Source organism: Pilimelia columellifera subsp. columellifera, from assembly GCF_039532605.1.
GTDB classification, from domain to species: domain Bacteria; phylum Actinomycetota; class Actinomycetes; order Mycobacteriales; family Micromonosporaceae; genus Pilimelia; species Pilimelia columellifera.
The window spans coordinates 90,743-107,547 of sequence record NZ_BAAARY010000002.1 but is presented as its reverse complement, the minus strand read 5'-3'; the positions used below and the strand labels follow the sequence as shown (position 1 = coordinate 107,547).

Genomic DNA, 16,805 nt, shown 5'->3' with positions numbered 1-16,805 from the left:
CCATTCCCTCCACCCGTCGAGGACGGGTGGGTAGGGTGGCTGGCCATGTACACCGGAACTGCTGTTTTCGACATGCTGCTGCCGGGGGACTCGCGGTCACTCAAGCAGAAGCGCTCGTATGTGCGTCCCATTCTCGCGGCGCTGCGCCGTCTTGAGGTGGCGGTGGCCGAGGTGGGAGCGCACGAGCTGCATGGACGGGCCCAGATCGGCGTCGGCGTGGTCGCTGCCGACAGTGGTCATGTGCGCGAGGTGCTCGACGCCTGTGAACGGCTGGTCGCCGCCCGTCCGGAGATCGAGCTGCTCTCGGCGCGGCGCGCGCTGCACACCGACGAGGATTGACCGGTTCCGGCACCGCCGTACACGCCATCACAGGGCGGACCTGCGGTGCGCTGGCCACCGTCCGGCGCGGGTAGGGTCGTTGTGGAAGGCGCGGTTCCGCCGTGGCGGACAGTGGCCCGGTGGACGGGGCGCGCGGACGGCGGCGCGGCCCGGGGTTCGTGTGACGGCCGCGCCAGGTGGCCGATTCCCCGGCTGGGATGGTACGCGGCGGGCGTTTGCAGGCCCGGTGGGACGAGTGGAGGTGTCCGAACGATGACGGACCAAGCGAAGGTGCGCCGGCATGCGGAGCGGGTCAAGGAGCTTGTCGCTTCGGTGGTGCGCACCCAGATCAAGGACCCCCGACTGGGGATGCTCACCGTGACGGACGCCAGGATCACCGCGGACCTGCGTGAGGCCACAGTCTTCTACACGGTGCTGGGCGGATCGGCCGCCGAGGTGGGCACCGCCGCGGCGTTGGAGAGCGCCAAGGGCCTGGTCCGTAGCACCGTGGGCAAGGCGCTGGGGCTGCGGCACTCGCCGACGATCAGTTTCGTGCTCGATCATGTGCACGAGAACGTCCAGAAGATCGACGAGCTGATCCATCTCGCCCGGGACGCCGACGCGGAGGTGCAGCGCCGGGCGGCGGCTGCCTCGTTCGCTGGCGACGCCCAGCCCTACCGCCTCGACGAGGACGACGACACCGACGGGGACAGCGACCGCGTCCCCGGCGACAGCCGGGACGGAGCCGCAACCACCCCCGGAGCCGGTGGCGTTGCCGGGGCAGTGGGCGGCGACGTCGATGCGGGCCGTGCCAGGGGCGAGCGGTGACGTCGACCGGGCCGGACGAGTCAGCCTGGGCGGCGGCGGTGGCCGCCGTGGAACGGCAGGCCCTGGACGCCAAAGTGCTGCTGATCTGCCATGTCAACCCGGACGGGGACGCCCTGGGAAGCATGTTGGGGTTCGGGTTGGGACTGCTGCGCCGCGGCCACACCAACGTGCAGGCGGTCTTTCCCGGCCCGTTGTTCATCGCGGAGCCGTTCCAGGGTCTGCCGGGCCTTGACCTGCTCGTCGCTGAGGGCGACGCGTGCCCTGAACCCGATCTGGTGGTCTGTTTCGACGCTGCCAGCCAGGCGCGGCTCGGCGGGCTGGTCGACCGGTTGGAGCGGGCGGGCGTGTCGATCGTGCTCGACCACCACGCCTCGAACCCGGGGTTCGGGGATATCCCGCTGGTGGATCCGGCCGCCGCGGCTACCTCCGTCGTCGCCGCCCAGTTGCTGGACCGGCTCGGTGTCGAGCTGGACGCGGCGATCGCCGAGTGCCTGTATGTGGCGTTGGTGACCGACACCGGCTCGTTCCGGTTCGCGTTGACGACGCCGGCCGTCCACGAGTTGGCGGCGCGGCTGGTGGCCACCGGGCTGCGTCCCGAGGAGATCTCCCAGCGGGTGCTCGACAGCCGCCCCTTCGGCGCGATCAAGCTGTTCGGGGACGTCCTGAGCCGGGCCGAGTTGGAGCCGGCCGCGGCCGGCGGCGTCGGGCTGGTGTGGACGTTTGCCACGTTGGAGGACCTGATCCGGCACAAGCAGGAGCCGTACGTCATGGAGGCGCTCATCGAGGCGGTACGGGGCGCCGCGGAGGCGGACGTGGCCTGCGTCTTCAAGCAGGTCGCCGAGCGTGAGTGGTCGGTGTCGATGCGCAGCAAGGGAGCCCGTGACGTGAGCCGCGTCGCGGTCTCGCTCGGCGGCGGCGGCCACCGGCTCGCCGCCGGCTACAGCTGCGCGGGCACGCTTGCGGATGTCGTCGAGGCGTTGCGTGCGGAGCTGACCCTCGCCAGCAGCTAGGTAGACGCCGTGTCCACGGTGGAGAGAGGGTCGCCGGGGGCGCCGGAGGCGTCGTTGGGCCGACTGGTCCGGCTCGCGGCGCCGACGCTGGTGGTCCTCGCTGCGGAGCCGTTGTACCTGCTCGTCGACAGCGCCGTGGTCGGCCGCCTCGGCGCGGTGGCCCTGGCCTCGCTGGCGGTCGGTGGCGGACTCATGGCGGTCTGCGCCTGGCTGGGCAATGTCCTGGCCTACGGCACCACGAGTCGGGCGGCCCGTCAGTTCGGGGCCGGTGATCGGGCTGCCGCGGTGGCTGAGGGCGTTCAGGCGTCCTGGCTGGCGCTGGCCGGCGGGTGCCTGATGATCCTTGTCGGACAGCTTTCGGCCGGGCCGGCGTGTCGGGCGTTGGCCGGGTCGTCGGAGGTCGCGGCCGGGGCTGAGGCGTGGTTCCGGGTCGCTGTGCTGGGCGCGCCTGGCCTGTTGCTGGCGACGGCCGGGAACGGGTGGCTGCGGGCGGTGCAGGACACCGCCCGTCCGCTGCGTTACGTGCTGGGTGTCAATCTGCTGTCGGCGGCGGCGTGTCCGTTGCTGGTGTACCCGGCGGGGTTGGGCCTGACCGGATCGGCGGTGGCCAACGCCGGGGCGCAGACGCTGGGCGGGCTGCTGTTCGTCCGCGCGCTGTTGGCCGAGCGGGTGTCGCTGCGGCCGCGCCCCGCCGAGCTGGGGGAGCAGCTGCGGCTCGGTAGGGACCTGCTGCTGCGCGGTCTGGCGTTCCAGGCGTCGTTCCTCACCGCGGCGGCCGTGGTGGCCAGGTTCGGGGCCGCATCGCTGGCGGCGCACCAGATCGCGCTCCAGTTGTGGATGTTCTGCGCGTTCTGCCTGGACGCGGTGGCGATCGCGGCGCAGGCGTTGGTGGGGGCCGCGCTGGGCGCCGGGCAGGCGGCGCAGGCCCGCGCGCTGGCCCGGCGGGCCGCGTCGCTCGGGGCCGGCTGTGGGACGGCGGTGGCCGTCCTCATCGCCGCTGGTTGGCAGGTCATTCCGCGGTGGTTCACCGACGACCCGCGGGTGTGGGCGGCGGCCGCCGACGCGTGGCCGTGGTTCGCGGCGATGCAGCCGCTGGCCGGCGTCGTGTTCGCCCTGGACGGCGTGCTCATCGGCGCCGGCGACGCCCGGTACCTGCGGGACGTGACGATCGTTGCGGCGGCGGGGGTGTTCCTGCCGGGCGCCCTGGCGGCCGGCTGGTGGGACCTGGGCCTGGGCGGGGTGTGGGCCGCGCTCGCCTTGTTCGTCGTGGCGCGGCTGGCGCTCCTGCTGGCCCGCCTGCGGCACGGCGGATGGGCGGTCACCGGCTCCCGTCGCTGATCTGTCACTCTGGTCGGCGTGACTACGGACGGACTGATCATCGTGGACAAGCCGGGCGGGATGACCTCCCACGACGTCGTGGCCCGGATGCGCCGCTTGGCCAGGACCCGCCGGGTCGGCCACGGCGGGACGCTCGATCCGATGGCCACCGGAGTGCTGGTGATCGCCGTCGGCCGGGCGACCCGGCTTCTCACCTACGTCATTGGCGCCCGCAAAAGCTACGACGCGACGATCCGGCTCGGCCAGGGCACCGTCACCGACGACGCCGAGGGCGAGGTGACGAGCGCCGCTGACGCGTCCGGCGTCTCCGACGCCCAGATCACCGCGGGCCTGGCTGCCCTCACCGGCGACATCCAGCAGGCCCCGAGCGCCGTCAGCGCCATCAAGGTGAACGGGGTGCGCGCCTACAAACGGGTCCGCGACGGCGAGGAACTGGCGTTGGCCCCGCGCCCGGTGACCGTCCACGAGCTGATCACGCACGACGTCCAACGGGGCGCCGGTCCGGTGGTGGACGTGCGCGTCTCGGTGACGTGCTCGGCCGGCACCTATATCCGGGCGATCGCCCGCGACCTGGGAGCCGCGCTGGGCGTCGGGGGGCACCTGACCGCGCTGCGACGCACGGCCGTCGGCGCCTTTCCCCTCGCTGACGCGGCGACCCTGGACCAGTTGGCGGAGCGCGACCCGGCGGAGATCCTCACCCTGCCGATGGCGGACGCGGCCCGGCGCTTCCTGCCCCAGCGGCAGGCCGACGACCAGGAGACCAGGACGCTGTCGCACGGCGGCCCGTTGGCGGCTGCCGGCCTGGACGGGCCCTACGCGGTGTTCGGCCCGGACGGCGCGCTGCTGGCGGTGGTCAGCGAACGCGACGGCCGGGCCCGGCCCGAGGTGGTCTTCAATGCCGCCTGACCCGGCGTCCTAGCCGCTGGGGCGGTCCTGCCGTCGTTTGAGGTGGGCGGCGAGTATGGCGACGAGATCCGCGGCTACGTACGGCTTGTCGAGGAACCCGTCGCAGCCGGCGGCCATCGCCGCGGCCCGTTCGGCGGGCAGCACGCTGGCGGTGAGGGCGACGACCTCGGGGCGGCTGTAGTCGTCGCGGCTGGACAGCTCGGTGGCCAGGGTGAGGCCGTTGCCGTCGGGCAGGTTGAGGTCGAGCAGCACAACGTCCGGCGGGTCGCCCGCCAACGCCGCCCGCGCGGTCGCCAGCGTCGCCGCCTCCACCAGCTGGATCTCCTTGACGGCTGGGTCGGTGGCCCGGGCGAGACTCGCCCGCACCAGCACCCTGTTCAGCTCCTCGTCTTCGACGAGTAGCACCTGACGCCCGGTCATGTCGCCCCTCCGGCGGTGTCGTGGATGGTGGCCGCCCGGCTGGCGAGCGCCTCGTCATGGTCGTCCGCGTTGTTCGGTGCGGAGTGACGTGCCCCGCTGCGGGATTGGTGGTCGTTGTCGACATGCCGCCGCGGACGGACGGCCGGATTATCCGCCCGATTGTCCGTATCTGTCGACTGGCGGTCTGACGGCGTGTCCGGTAGGTGGCGGTCCAGGGCGGCGAGCAGGTCGGCGGGGTCCACCGGTTTGACGAAGTAGCCGGCGGCCCCCATCGCCAGCCCGGTGCGCCGCTCGTCGACGACGGTGACGATGACGACCGGCACGCCAGAGAGGCCGGGATCGTTCTTGAACTGGCGCAGCACGTCCCAGCCGTGCATCCCGGGCAGCACCACGTCGAGCAGGACGAGCTCCGGCGGCTGCGCCCGGGCCGTCCGGAGTCCGGCCTCGCCGCTGGCGGCGAGGACGACCTGGAAACCGGCTGCGGTGAGGTGGGTGCGCATCAGCTCGGCGGCCCGCAGGTCGTCCTCGATGACCAGCACCCGACCGCGCTGGCCGTCGCCGTCGATGTCGGGGCGCTCGGCGCTGGCCGGCGCGGCTGCCGGCAGGTAGAGGGTGAAACGGCTGCCCTCGCCGAGGGTTGATTCGAGACGGATATCGCCGCCGTGGGCCTGGGCCAGGCGGCGGGTCAACGCCAGTCCCAGTCCGGTGCCGGCCTGGCGTTGGGTGGCCGAGCCGACCTGTTGGAACTCCTCGAACACCCGGCTCTGGTCGTCGGTCTCGATTCCGACGCCGGTGTCGGTGACCGCCACCAGGACGTGCGGGCCGTCCGCGCCGCCGGAGAGGGTGATGTGGCCGCCTTCCGGTGTGAACTTGATCGCGTTCGAGAGGAGGTTTTCGAGCATCTGGCGGAACCGGACCGGGTCTACGTGCGCGGTGAGCGGGGGCAGGTCCAACCGGGTGCGTAGCCGTTTGTTGTCGACCAGCGGCCGCAGCGCGGTGATGAGGTCGCCGGCGGCGATGTCGACCCGCAGCGGGACCGGCTGGAGGTCGAGGCGACCGGCTTCGACCTTGGTGAGGTCGAGCACGTCGTTGATGAGCCCGAGCAGATGCCGGCCGCTGGAGTGGATGTGGTCGACCCAGTCGGCCGGGACGACGCGGTTGTCCTCCTCGGCACGCTCGCCGCGCATGAGGTCGGAGAAGCCGATGATCGCGTTGAGGGGTGTGCGCAGCTCGTGGCTCATGCTCGCCAGGAAGCTCGACTTGGCCTGGCTGGCCTCGGTGAGCGCCCCGACCGAGTCGGCCAGCTCCTCGGCCAGCCGACCCCGTTCGGCGATGACCGCCCCGCGTTCTGCCAGGATGCCGGCCTGGCCGCCCAGGTCGGCGAGCATGCGAAGGTCGTCGTCGTGGAACAGGCTGCGTTGCTCGTCGATGACCAGCAGCGCGCCGCTGGTGTCGGGCGGGACGATGAGCCCGATCGCGGTGAGGTGCTGCCCGGGGTACGCCTGGGTGTAGTGCCGGGCCAGCGGCCCGCCGGCCCCGGGCTGGCCGAGGACCAGGGGTTGCCGGGCTTTGAGCAGCTCGTCGAGGTCGCGGGCGCGGCATCCGGCTGGCGGTCTCATATCGGACCCGGCTGCGGTCGGCTGGATGAGGTGGTCGCCGGCGCGGATGAGCACGGCGACGCCCCGTGATCCGGCGACGGAGCGGACGATCTCGGCGTAGCGGCGCCAGATCTGGTCGCTGGTGTCGGTGGCCGGGGCGCGCAGGATCTCCTCCCAGACGGTGTAGGCGGCCGCCGCCGACCACTGCCGGCGCAGCCACTGCGGCGGGAAGAAAGCGATGAGGTAGCCGGCGGCGGAGGCCAGCGCGAGCAGTCGGCTGGAGGTGGCCAGCGCCGGTCCGGTGACCACGCTCGCGCCCAGGGCGCCGCCGGCCGCGGCGAAGCCGGCGGTGGACCAGGCGGCCAGGTGCAGGCGGACGGTGGCCGCGCCGGTGCGCCGTCGCGCTTCGGCCCACAGGTAGACCGCCGCCACCCCCTCAGCGATCATGAAGACCACGATGAAGCTGAGGATGAGGCTCCAGGACAGTGGCCGCGGCGCGAGCAGCGCCGGGACGGCGGCCCCGAGGTAGCCGAGAAGCGTGGCGGTGGTCAGCCAGCGCGGCACGGCGTGCAGGCGGTTGATAAGGCGCAATGTCAGGTAGGGCTGGAGGAGCAGCATCGCCTGCGCGACGGCGACGACGGCCGGGTGCGCCCGCTGGCCGAGCATGCCCACGAGGTCGATGGCGAACAGGGCGGCGGCGGCGGCGAAGAGGATTGTGACGTCGCGTTGCATGGCGTCCCGGGTGCGCAGGTAGCCCCAGAGCGCACGGAAGAAGATCACGGCGAGTAAGAACTCGGCGATCAACGTAATCAACTGGTTACCGTCCATCACATCCCCAGGCAAACTGTAACCAGGGCAGCGCCTGCCCGGTCGTCCTCTGGTGTGATGGGCTCAGGTGGGCCCGCCGGATCCGACGGATGGTCGGCACGGAACCGGGCGCGCGGGCGGGAGATGTCGTGAACGACACCGAGGAGCTGGCGCGGCTTCGGGCACAGGTCGGCCGGACCGCGCACGATCTGGCGAACGTGCTCGGGATCGCGCTCAACTACACGCTGTTCCTGGAGGAGGACCTGCCACCGGAACCGGACCACCCCGCGCGGCAGAGCCTGCCCCAGCTTGAGTCAGCCGCGCGCCGGGCCGTCGAACTGGTCCGCCAACTCCAGGACGAGCTGGCGACGCCGTCCGGAGGCGGACGCGAGGAGCCGATGGCCCGCTCGTAGGCTGCCGGTATGCAGCGATGGCGGGGATGGGACGCGGCGCCGGCCGACTGGGGCCGTTCGGTGGTCACGATCGGCGTGTTCGACGGCGTGCACCGCGGGCACCAGGCGACCATCGGTCACGCCGTCGACCGGGCGCGGGAGCTGGGCCTGCGCAGCGTCGTGCTCACCTTCGACCCACACCCTTCCGAGGTGGTCCGGCCCGGGTCTCATCCGGCGGTCCTCACCTCGGCCTCCCGTAAGGCCGAGCTGGTCGAGCAGTTGGGCGTGGACGCGCTCTGGGTGCTGCCGTTCACCCCGGAGCTGTCCCGGCTGCCGGCGCCGGAGTTCGTCCATGACCTGCTGGTCGAGCGGGCGCACGCCGCGGTCGTGGTGGTGGGCGGCAATTTCCGCTTCGGTCATCGCGCCGCCGGGGACGTCGCCTTGTTGGGGCGGTTGGGGCGGCGGTTCGGGTTCCAGGTCACCAACGCGCCGCTGGTCGGCGGGCAGAGCGCCGAAGTGTTCTCGTCGACCCATGTGCGGGCCTGCGTGGCCGCTGGGGACGTGGCCGCCGCGGCGGCGGCGCTGGGTCGGCCGCACCGGCTGGAGGGCGTGGTCGTCCGGGGCGACCAGCGCGGTCGCGAGCTGGGCTTCCCGACGGCCAACCTGCTCACCGAACGGTACGCGGCGGCGCCCGCCGACGGTGTCTACGCGGCGTGGCTGGTGGGGCACGGGCCGGCTCCGCTCATGGCGGCGGTCTCGGTCGGAACCAACCCGACGTTCTCCGGCGTGGAGCGTCGGGTCGAGGCGTTCGTCCTGGACTTCGACGGTGACCTGTACGGCGAGCGCCTGGCGCTGGACTTTGTCGCCCGGCTGCGCCCGATGGTCGCCTACGACGAGGTCGGCGCGTTGGTCGACCAGATCCGGGTCGACGTGGAGCAGACCCGTGAGCTGCTCGCCGACGGCTGACGGCGACGCTGGCGTCGGTCGGACGCGGCGGGGCGCCTGATAGTGTGGGCTCGCGTCGGAAGCCCGACGCGAGGTTGCGCGAGCTGCCCGACGCCGTGGCCGTGACAACCCTTCAACCCCACCAGAAACAGGGAGATCATGGCGATCGATCAGGCAGCCAAGGCCAAGATCCGCGAGGAGTACGCGACTGTCGAGGGTGACACCGGTTCACCTGAGGTTCAGGTCGCGGTCCTCACCAAGCGTATCGCCGAGCTTACCGAGCACCTCAAGGTGCACAAGCACGACCACCACAGCCGCCGGGGGCTGCTGCTGCTGGTCGGCCGTCGTCGGCGACTGCTCAACTACATCCAGAAGAAGGACATCGCCCGCTACCGGACGCTCATCGAGCGTCTCGGTCTGCGGCGCTGACTCCCGCAGCCGCCGGCGGCCACGATGGCCGTCGGCGGCTGGTCAGTTTCACCAACGGGGCCTGAGAACGATCACTGGCGGGGGATGCCGGTGTAGCACCGGTCCTCGGTAGTGGCTCCCGGACCGCCGGCGTACCGCTGGCAGACATCGCCGGGCGCTTCGATCGAAGACCGGCCGCATGCGCGGCTTCCCCTCGGTGCGTGGCCCCACGACCGAAGGAGCACACCATATCCATGACCGGGCAAACCACTCTCGGCACCGCGCACAGCAGGGCGATCATCGACAACGGCGCGTTCGGCGTCCGTGAGGTCGTCTTCTCCACCGGGCGGCTCGCCCGCCAGGCCGCCGGCTCCGTGCTCGCCCAGCTTGACGACACGGTCGTCATGTCGGCGACCACCGCTGGCAAGCAGCCCCGCGAGGGCTTCGATTTCTTCCCGCTCACCGTGGACGTCGAGGAGCGGATGTACGCCGCGGGCCGGATCCCCGGCTCGTTCTTCCGCCGTGAGGGCCGCCCCAGCGAGGACGCCGTCCTCACCTGCCGGCTCATCGACCGTCCGCTGCGTCCGTCCTTCGTCAAGGGCCTGCGCAACGAGGTCCAGGTGGTCTGCACCGTGATGGCGCTGGACCCGGCCCACCCGTACGACGTCGTGGCGATCAACGCCGCGTCGCTGTCGACGCAGATCTCCGGCCTGCCCTTCTCCGGCCCGATCGGCGCCACCCGCATGGCGCACATCGACGGCCAGTGGGTCGCCTTCCCGACCATCGAGGAGCTGGCCCGGGCCACCTTCGACATGGTCGTGGCCGGTCGGGCGCTGCCCGACGGCGATGTCGCGATCATGATGGTCGAGGCCGAGGCCACCGAGAACACGGTCAAGCTGGTCGCCGGTGGCGCCGCCGCCCCGACCGAGGAGGTCGTCGCCAGCGGCCTGGAGGCCGCGAAGCCGGCCATCCGTGAGCTGTGCCGGGCCCAGGGCGAGCTGGCGGCCGTCGCGGCCAAGCCGGTCCAGGAGTTCCCGGTCTTCCTGGACTACCAGGACGACATCTACAACGCCGTCGCCGACGCCGTCCGCGGCGAGGTCGCCGAGGCCCTCAAGATCGCCCCCAAGGCGGAGCGCGAGGAGGCCCTGGACCGGATCAAGGCCAAGGCGGTCGAGCAGGTCGGCGGCAGGTTCGAGGGCCGGGAAAGGGAGCTGTCGGCTGCCTTCCGGTCGCTGACCAAGTCCGAGGTGCGCTCACGCGTGCTGCGGGAGCAGGTCCGCATCGACGGCCGGGGGACGCGCGACATCCGTCCGCTGACCGCGGAGATCCAGGTGCTTCCCCGGGTTCACGGCTCGGCGCTGTTCGAGCGCGGCGAGACCCAGATCCTGGGCGTCACCACCCTCAACATGCTCCGGATGGAGCAGCAGCTCGACACGCTCTCCCCGGAGAAGCACAAGCGCTACATGCATAACTACAACTTCCCGCCCTACTCGGTCGGCGAGACCGGCCGGGTCGGCGCGCCCAAGCGACGCGAGATCGGTCACGGAGCGCTCGCCGAGCGCGCTCTCATCCCGGTGCTGCCGACCCGCGAGGAGTTCCCCTACGCGATCCGGCAGGTCTCCGAGGCGTTGGGCTCCAACGGCTCCACCTCGATGGGCTCGGTCTGCGCGTCCACGATGGCGCTGTTGAGCGCCGGCGTGCCGCTGAAGGCGCCGGTCGCGGGCATCGCCATGGGCCTCATCTCCGACGAGGTCGACGGCAAGACCCGCTACGTGACGCTGACCGACATCCTCGGCGCCGAGGACGCGTTCGGCGACATGGACTTCAAAGTCGCCGGAACCCGTGACTTCGTCACCGCGCTGCAACTGGACACCAAGCTCGACGGCATCCCGTCGGACGTGCTGGCCGGGGCGCTGTCGCAGGCGTACGAGGCCCGTCAGACGATTCTCGACGTCATGCAGGCCGCGATCGACTCGCCGGCGACCATGTCGGAGCACGCTCCGCGGGTCACCACCGTCAGGATCCCGGTCGACAAGATCGGGATGGTGATCGGGCCGAAGGGCCAGACCATCAACGCGATCCAGGACGAGACCGGCGCCGAGATCTCCATCGAGGACGACGGCACGATCTACGTCGGCGCGACCAACGGCCCCGCGGCCGAGGCCGCGGTCGAGCGGATCAACGCGATCGCCAACCCGACGATGCCCAAGGCGGGCGACAAGTTCCTCGGCACCGTGGTGAAGACAGCCGCGTTCGGCGCCTTCGTCTCGCTGCTGCCGGGGCGCGACGGCCTGCTGCACATCTCCAAGGTCGGCGAGGGCAAGCGGGTCGACAAGGTCGAGGACTTCCTCAACGTCGGCGACCGGATCGAGGTGCAGATCGCGGACATCGACGCCCGCGGCAAGATCTACCTGGACCGGGTCCGGGCTGACGGCGACGCGGCCCCGGCCGAGGTGGCCGACGGTGACCGTCCAGCCCGCGCCCCTCGTGAGGACGGCGAGCGCGCTCCCCGTGAGGGCGGTGACCGGGCCCCGCGCGAGGGCGCCAAGGACGGTGGCGGCGAACGTCGTCGTCGGACGCGGCGCGACTGATTCATCAGGATGACACGATCCTCCTCCCGGGCCGGCGTCACGCAGACGCCGGCCCGGGCCGGCTCCCCCGGCCCCACCAGCCTCGATGCCTCCGGCGCTCTCGGCGGCACGATCCGCCGCACCGTGTTCGACAACGGTCTGCGGGTGCTCACCGAGGCCATTCCCGCGATGCGTAGCGTCTCTTTCGGCATCTGGGTGGCGATCGGCTCGCGGGACGAGACCGCCCAGAACAACGGCGTCTCGCACTTCCTGGAGCACCTGCTGTTCAAGGGCACCCGCTCGCGCACGGCGCTGGACATCTCCTCCCAGATCGAGGCCGTCGGCGGCGAGACGAACGCCTTCACCGCAAAGGAGTACACCTGCTACTACGCCCGGGTGCTCGACCTTGACCTGCCGCTGGCGATCGACGTCATGTGCGATCTGGTCGCCGACTCGCTCCTGACGCCCGAGGACGTCGAGACTGAGCGCGGCGTCATCCTCGAAGAGATCGCCATGCACGACGACGAGCCCGGCGACGAGGTGCACGACCTGCTCATCGGCGCCCTGTATCCGGGTCACCCCCTCGGTCGGCTGATCTCCGGCACCGAACAGTCGATCGCCGCGATGACGCGCGACCAGATCGTCGGGTTCTATCAGAGCCGCTACACCGCGCCCCGGGTCGTCATCGCCGCCGCCGGCGGCCTCGACCACGACGCCGTGGTGGACCGGGTGCGGGCCGCGCTGGTCGGAACGCCGCTGGACCCGGGCGCCGCGTCCGGCGCCCCAGAGGCGCCGCGTCCGTCCATGCCGGAGGTTCCGGTGACGACGGCAGCGCCGGTGGTGCGGCACAAGGACACCGAGCAGGCGCACCTGGTGCTCGGCGGGGCCGGCTACGGCCGCATCGACGACCGACGCTTCGCCCTCGGCGTCCTCAACAACGTGCTCGGCGGCGGGATGTCCAGCCGGCTGTTCCAGGAGGTCCGCGAGAAGCGCGGGTTGGCGTATTCGGTGTACTCGTACAACAGCCAGCACGCCGACGGTGGCATCTTCGCCGTCTACGCCGGCTGCGCCCCGGCCAAGGCCGACGAGGTGCTGTCGTTGGTGCGGCGCGAGCTGTCCCGGGCCGCCCGCGACGGGATCACCGACGAGGAGCTGGCCCGCGGCAAGGGTATGCTCCGTGGCTCCCTTGTGCTCGGTCTGGAGGACACCGGCTCGCGGATGAGCCGGCTGGCCAAAGGTGACATGCTCTACGACGACCATCTCTCCGTGGACGACCTGCTCGCCCGCATCGAGGCGGTGACCGTCGCCGAGGTGAACGCGGTGGCGGCCGACCTGCTCAGCCGGCCGATGTCGCTGGCGGTCGTGGGTCCGTTCACGGAGCAGGATTTCGGCTGACGGAGAAGGCGGGACTGATGACCGAGGAACTGGCGAAGGACCCGATCCGGGTGGGCGTGCTCGGGGCGCGTGGGCGGATGGGCGCGCATGTATGCCGGGCCGTCGATGGGGCCGCCGACATGGAGCTTGTGGCCATGATCGATCAGGGCGACTGGCTCTTCAACGCCTCCGACGCCAGCGCGGAGGTCGTCGTCGACTTCACCACGCCTGATTCGGTCATGGACAACCTGCACTGGTGCATCGACCAGGGCATCAACGTCGTCGTTGGCACCAGCGGCTTCACCAAGGCCCGGCTGGACCGGGTCCGCAGCTGGCTGTCCCACAAGCCGGAGCTGGGTGTAGTCATCGCCCCGAACTTCGCCGTCGGCGCGGTGCTCATGATGGAGTTCGCCGCCCGCGCGGCCGCGTACTTCGAGTCGGTGGAGATCATCGAGCAGCACCACCCGAAGAAGCTGGATGCCCCCAGCGGCACCGCCCTGGCCACCGCCCACGAGATCGCGGCCGCCCGTGCCGCCGCGGGCCTCGACGCCGTCCCGGACGCCACCACGGACGAGATGGCCGGCGCCCGGGGCGCGATGGTCGACGGGGTCCGGGTCCATTCGGTGCGTTCGTCCGGTCTGGTGGCCCACCAGGAGGTGCTGTTCGGCGCGACGGGGGAGACGCTGACGATCCGGCACGACTCGTACGACCGGGTGTCGTTCATGCCGGGGGTGCTGTTGGCGGTCCGTCAGGTTCTCAAGCGTCCCGGCCTGACCGTCGGCCTCGGCTCGTTGCTGCCCTGACGGAGGTGTCGACCGCACGGGCGATGGCGTGCCCGCAACCGTCGTTGCCTAGAGTGCTGGATCTGATGGACGAGTTGACTGAAGACGGCGCCCCCGGCGGCGCGACCCTGGGAATTGATCCGCTGCGGCTTGCCGAGTGCCTCGCGGTGCTCGCCGAGGCTGACGAGCTGCCCTCGGACCACCCGGATGTGCTGACCCTGCGCCGGGCCACGTCCCGGCTGTACAAGGGGGTGCGTCAGCGTCGGCGCAGCGAGCGCCGGAAGGCGATCACCGCGGCGGACGAGGCGGTCACCGCCCGTACCGCGACCGGTTCGCCGGAGCGGATCGACGACGAGACCGCCGGCATCCTGCTGTCGCCCTCGGCCGAGACGCCGACGGTCGGCACGCTGCTGCGCCCGCGGTCCTGCTACGTGTGCAAGGCCCGGTACACCGACGTCGACGCGTTCTATCACCAGATGTGTCCGGAGTGCGCCGCCGACAACCGGCGCCGGCGGGACATCCGGGTCGACCTGTCGGGGCGCCGGGCGTTGCTGACCGGCGGTCGCGCCAAGATCGGCATGTACATCGCGTTGCGGCTGCTGCGCGACGGCGCGCACACCACCATCACCACCCGGTTTCCGGCGGACGCGGTGCGTCGGTTCACCGCGATGCCCGACAGCGCCGACTGGATCGACCGGCTCACTGTCGTCGGCATCGACCTGCGTGATCCCGGGCAGGTCGCGGCGTTGGCCGACGCGGTCGCCGACGCCGGACCGCTGGACATCCTCATCAACAACGCGGCGCAGACGGTGCGGCGCAGCCGCGGCGCGTACGCCAATCTCATCGCGGCCGAGTCGGAGGCGTTGCCCGGCGGCCGGCTTCCTGAGCTGGTCAGCTTCGGCTACGTGCCCGGCGGGGGCAGCCCGGCCGAGCTGGTGGCCTCGCTGCCGCACCAGCGTGGGAACCTGTCGGCGACGGCGTTGACCGAGGCGGCCCTGGTCGCCGGGTCGGCGACCAGGGCCCGGATCGAGGCCGGCGTGGCGATCGACGCCGGTGGTCTGGTTCCGGACCTGGACGCCTCGAACAGCTGGCTGGCCAAGGTCGACGAGGTCGACCCGATGGAGCTGCTGGAGGTGCAGCTGTGCAACGCCACCGCGCCGTTCATCCTGGTCAGCCGGTTGCGTCCGGCGATGGCCGCGGCGGCGGCCCGGCGGAAGTACGTGGTCAACGTCTCGGCGATGGAGGGCCAGTTCTCCCGCCGTTACAAGGGTCCGGGCCACCCGCACACTAATATGGCCAAGGCGGCGCTCAACATGCTCACCCGCACCTCGGCCGCGGAGATGTTCGAGACCGACGGCATCCTCATGACGGCCGTGGACACCGGCTGGATCACCGACGAGCGCCCGCACCCGACGAAGATGCGGCTGCACGAGGAGGGGTTCCACGCCCCGCTGGACCTCGTGGACGGGGCGGCGCGCGTCTACGACCCGATCGTGCGTGGCGAGGCCGGCGAAGACCTGTTCGGCTGCTTCCTGAAGGACTTCACGCCCTCGCCCTGGTGACGCACGCGCGACGACAGCGCGGCCTCTGAACCGACCGGCTACTGGGCGACCGGGGTCACGCCGACGGTGGGGCGGGTAAGGCGGTACAGCCGCAGCCCGGCGCTGTGGATCTGGGCGATGTATCCCTGGCCCGGCAGCGCCGCGACGTGCTTGGCGTACTCCTTGGGCGAGATCGGCCAGCCGCCGGGATCGTCCTTGACCAGCACCCACGCCGGCCGCGTTCCCATGACCAGGGCGTCAGGGAACAGGTACACCTGGGCGCGGGTCACCAGGTAGGGGGCGACGAGGTTGTCAGCGGCCACCGACGCGCCGTCCGGGACGCTCGCCAGCACATACCGGACCTCGGCCGCGTTCCGCGGGGCTTCCCAGGTGGCTGGCCGGGCCAGTTGGCCGATCGGCTGCTCCTCGACGGTCCAGCCGACGGCGATGGCCAGCAGCGCCGCGACCGCGACGAGGCTGAGCCGGCTGCCCTCACCGAGCCAGTTCCCCCGCAGCCGCCCGATTCTGACCCGGGCGACGGCCCGGCGCCACCACTGGTCGCGTTGGAGACGACCGAGCCCGTCGAGGAACGCGGCGAACAGGACCGGCATGAGGATCGCGTTGTACTGGTACTCGGTGGACCAGTAGGCGGGCTTGACAGCCCAGAACCGCGCCGCGAGCGGCAGCGCGACGAGCAGCGCCAGCGGCGAGCGCGCCGCCACGAACGCGGTGATCGCGAACAGGATGAACAGCAGCTCCCATTTCTCCCTGGGGACCAGCAGCCGGAGCAGCCCGTTGCTTTCCGGCGCCACCGAGTTGAGGTAGTCGTACTGGCCCTCCACATTGAACGAGGGAATGATCACGAACAGGGTGAGCGCGCCCGCCGCCGCGGCGCCGACGGCCAGCATCGCGCCGACGCGCCGGCCGCCCTCCCAGAAGATGTAGGCCCCGATCGCGGCGATGATGAGGAACTGGTCCTCCTTGACCAGCAGCATCGGCAGCGCCCAGAGCGTCGCCGGCAGCCAGCGCCGCTGGAGCAGGGCGCTGACGCTGAATGCCAGCAGCGGCACCGAGAAGGCGATCTCGTGGAAGTCGAACAGCACGGCCTGCTGAGCGCCGAACGACAGCCCGAACGCGGCCCCGACGGCTGCCCCGAGGACCAGTCCCAGCCGCTGCATCGCGACCCGGGTGATCGGCCAGACCGCGACGGCGAACAGCAGCGCCTGTCCCACGAGCAGCGTCGCCGGGGTGGGGAAAAGTTTGTAGAACGGCGCCAGCAGCGCCAGGACGGGGTGGAAGTGGTCGCCTAACAGGTGGTAGCCGTCGGCCTTGAGCTCGGCGATCGGCGCCCGTCCCTCGGCGTAGGCGCGCACCGCCTGGGTGAAGATGCCAAGGTCGTAGCCGCTGGCCCCGAGGTTGGCGAAGCGGAGCAGCGAGACGGCGGAGTAGAGCGCGAAGAAGACGACGCACAGGGCGCCGGTCGTGAGCCGGGCTCGTCTCAGGTCAAGCTTCGGCTGACTGTCAGTCACGTTCGTGGCACTCCCTCGTTCGCCTGGCCGCGCGTCCGT

Annotated in this window: 14 protein-coding genes and 1 pseudogene; 12 read left to right on the top strand and 3 right to left on the bottom strand. The window is 71.6% G+C overall.

All coding sequences use genetic code 11. The annotated features are described in order from the left end of the window. The first annotated feature begins 45 nt into the window (after window positions 1-45). The 5 genes and pseudogenes from ABD287_RS03445 to truB all read left to right on the top strand — a co-directional run bounded on the left by ABD287_RS03445 (window position 46) and on the right by truB (window position 4,400). Window positions 46-339 (top strand): DUF503 domain-containing protein, encoded by a 294-nt coding sequence (locus ABD287_RS03445; protein WP_344168050.1) that lies wholly within the window; start codon window positions 46-48, stop codon window positions 337-339. Between the two features lie 252 nt (window positions 340-591). Beyond that, window positions 592-1,047, top strand: a pseudogene (rbfA, locus tag ABD287_RS03440) (30S ribosome-binding factor RbfA); the annotation flags it as partial. Between the two features lie 95 nt (window positions 1,048-1,142). Next, window positions 1,143-2,156, top strand: a complete 1,014-nt coding sequence (locus ABD287_RS03435) for a DHH family phosphoesterase (RefSeq protein ID WP_344168044.1) — start codon at window positions 1,143-1,145, stop codon at window positions 2,154-2,156. 18 nt (window positions 2,157-2,174) lie between these two features. Next, complete coding sequence (locus ABD287_RS03430; protein ID WP_344168571.1) at window positions 2,175-3,494, top strand: MATE family efflux transporter; 1,320 nt, start codon at window positions 2,175-2,177, stop codon at window positions 3,492-3,494. 18 nt (window positions 3,495-3,512) lie between these two features. After that, the gene (gene truB / locus ABD287_RS03425) at window positions 3,513-4,400 is read left to right on the top strand and encodes a tRNA pseudouridine(55) synthase TruB (RefSeq protein WP_344168041.1); all 888 of its coding nucleotides are present in this window, start codon (window positions 3,513-3,515) and stop codon (window positions 4,398-4,400) included. A 9-nt stretch (window positions 4,401-4,409) separates the two neighbouring features. Here the strand turns inward: truB and ABD287_RS03420 are convergent, their stop codons facing one another. Both ABD287_RS03420 and ABD287_RS03415 read right to left on the bottom strand, forming a co-directional pair. After that, complete coding sequence (locus ABD287_RS03420) at window positions 4,410-4,820, bottom strand: response regulator (protein ID WP_344168038.1); 411 nt, start codon at window positions 4,818-4,820, stop codon at window positions 4,410-4,412. After that, a complete protein-coding gene (locus ABD287_RS03415) occupies window positions 4,817-7,231 on the bottom strand; it encodes a hybrid sensor histidine kinase/response regulator (protein ID WP_344168035.1) in 2,415 nt (804 codons plus the stop codon). The genes ABD287_RS03420 and ABD287_RS03415 overlap by 4 nt, the downstream gene beginning before the upstream one ends. Before the next feature lie 143 nt (window positions 7,232-7,374). Between ABD287_RS03415 and ABD287_RS03410 the strand changes: the two genes are divergently transcribed. The 7 genes from ABD287_RS03410 (at window position 7,375) to ABD287_RS03380 (ending at window position 15,258) form a co-directional block, all read left to right on the top strand. Beyond that, window positions 7,375-7,638, top strand: coding sequence for a hypothetical protein (locus ABD287_RS03410; protein ID WP_344168032.1), 264 nt, complete (start codon window positions 7,375-7,377; stop codon window positions 7,636-7,638). A 9-nt stretch (window positions 7,639-7,647) separates the two neighbouring features. Then, a complete protein-coding gene (locus ABD287_RS03405; protein WP_344168029.1) occupies window positions 7,648-8,583 on the top strand; it encodes a bifunctional riboflavin kinase/FAD synthetase in 936 nt (311 codons plus the stop codon). Window positions 8,584-8,721: 138 nt separating this feature from the next. Beyond that, window positions 8,722-8,991, top strand: a complete 270-nt coding sequence (gene rpsO, locus ABD287_RS03400) for a 30S ribosomal protein S15 (RefSeq protein ID WP_344168026.1) — start codon at window positions 8,722-8,724, stop codon at window positions 8,989-8,991. 233 nt (window positions 8,992-9,224) lie between these two features. Beyond that, complete coding sequence (locus ABD287_RS03395; protein ID WP_344168023.1) at window positions 9,225-11,561, top strand: polyribonucleotide nucleotidyltransferase; 2,337 nt, start codon at window positions 9,225-9,227, stop codon at window positions 11,559-11,561. Between the two features lie 9 nt (window positions 11,562-11,570). Beyond that, window positions 11,571-12,935: a M16 family metallopeptidase gene (locus ABD287_RS03390; RefSeq protein WP_344168020.1), complete on the top strand. Its 1,365-nt coding sequence runs from the start codon at window positions 11,571-11,573 to the stop codon at window positions 12,933-12,935. A 17-nt stretch (window positions 12,936-12,952) separates the two neighbouring features. Next, window positions 12,953-13,717 carry a 4-hydroxy-tetrahydrodipicolinate reductase gene (gene dapB / locus ABD287_RS03385; RefSeq protein WP_344168017.1) on the top strand — a complete coding sequence of 255 codons (765 nt, stop codon included), beginning with the start codon at window positions 12,953-12,955 and terminating at the stop codon, window positions 13,715-13,717. A 65-nt stretch (window positions 13,718-13,782) separates the two neighbouring features. Next, window positions 13,783-15,258, top strand: a complete 1,476-nt coding sequence (locus ABD287_RS03380) for an SDR family NAD(P)-dependent oxidoreductase (RefSeq protein WP_344168014.1) — start codon at window positions 13,783-13,785, stop codon at window positions 15,256-15,258. 38 nt (window positions 15,259-15,296) lie between these two features. On the opposite strand, the gene ABD287_RS03375 is transcribed toward ABD287_RS03380, so the two are convergent. Further along, the gene (locus ABD287_RS03375) at window positions 15,297-16,766 is read right to left on the bottom strand and encodes a DUF2079 domain-containing protein (protein WP_344168011.1); all 1,470 of its coding nucleotides are present in this window, start codon (window positions 16,764-16,766) and stop codon (window positions 15,297-15,299) included. Between the last annotated feature and the right edge of the window lie 39 nt (window positions 16,767-16,805).

What these genes read in the sequence shown, in the direction of transcription:
- ABD287_RS03445 (WP_344168050.1), top strand. Translation starts at nt 46, where the DNA reads ATGTACACCGGAACTGCTGTTTTCGACATGCTGCTGCCGGGGGACTCG.
- ABD287_RS03420 (WP_344168038.1), bottom strand. Translation starts at nt 4,820, where the DNA reads ATGACCGGGCGTCAGGTGCTACTCGTCGAAGACGAGGAGCTGAACAGG.
- ABD287_RS03405 (WP_344168029.1), top strand. Translation starts at nt 7,648, where the DNA reads ATGCAGCGATGGCGGGGATGGGACGCGGCGCCGGCCGACTGGGGCCGT.
- rpsO (WP_344168026.1), top strand. Translation starts at nt 8,722, where the DNA reads ATGGCGATCGATCAGGCAGCCAAGGCCAAGATCCGCGAGGAGTACGCG.
- ABD287_RS03395 (WP_344168023.1), top strand. Translation starts at nt 9,225, where the DNA reads ATGACCGGGCAAACCACTCTCGGCACCGCGCACAGCAGGGCGATCATC.
- ABD287_RS03390 (WP_344168020.1), top strand. Translation starts at nt 11,571, where the DNA reads ATGACACGATCCTCCTCCCGGGCCGGCGTCACGCAGACGCCGGCCCGG.
- dapB (WP_344168017.1), top strand. Translation starts at nt 12,953, where the DNA reads ATGACCGAGGAACTGGCGAAGGACCCGATCCGGGTGGGCGTGCTCGGG.
- ABD287_RS03380 (WP_344168014.1), top strand. Translation starts at nt 13,783, where the DNA reads ATGGACGAGTTGACTGAAGACGGCGCCCCCGGCGGCGCGACCCTGGGA.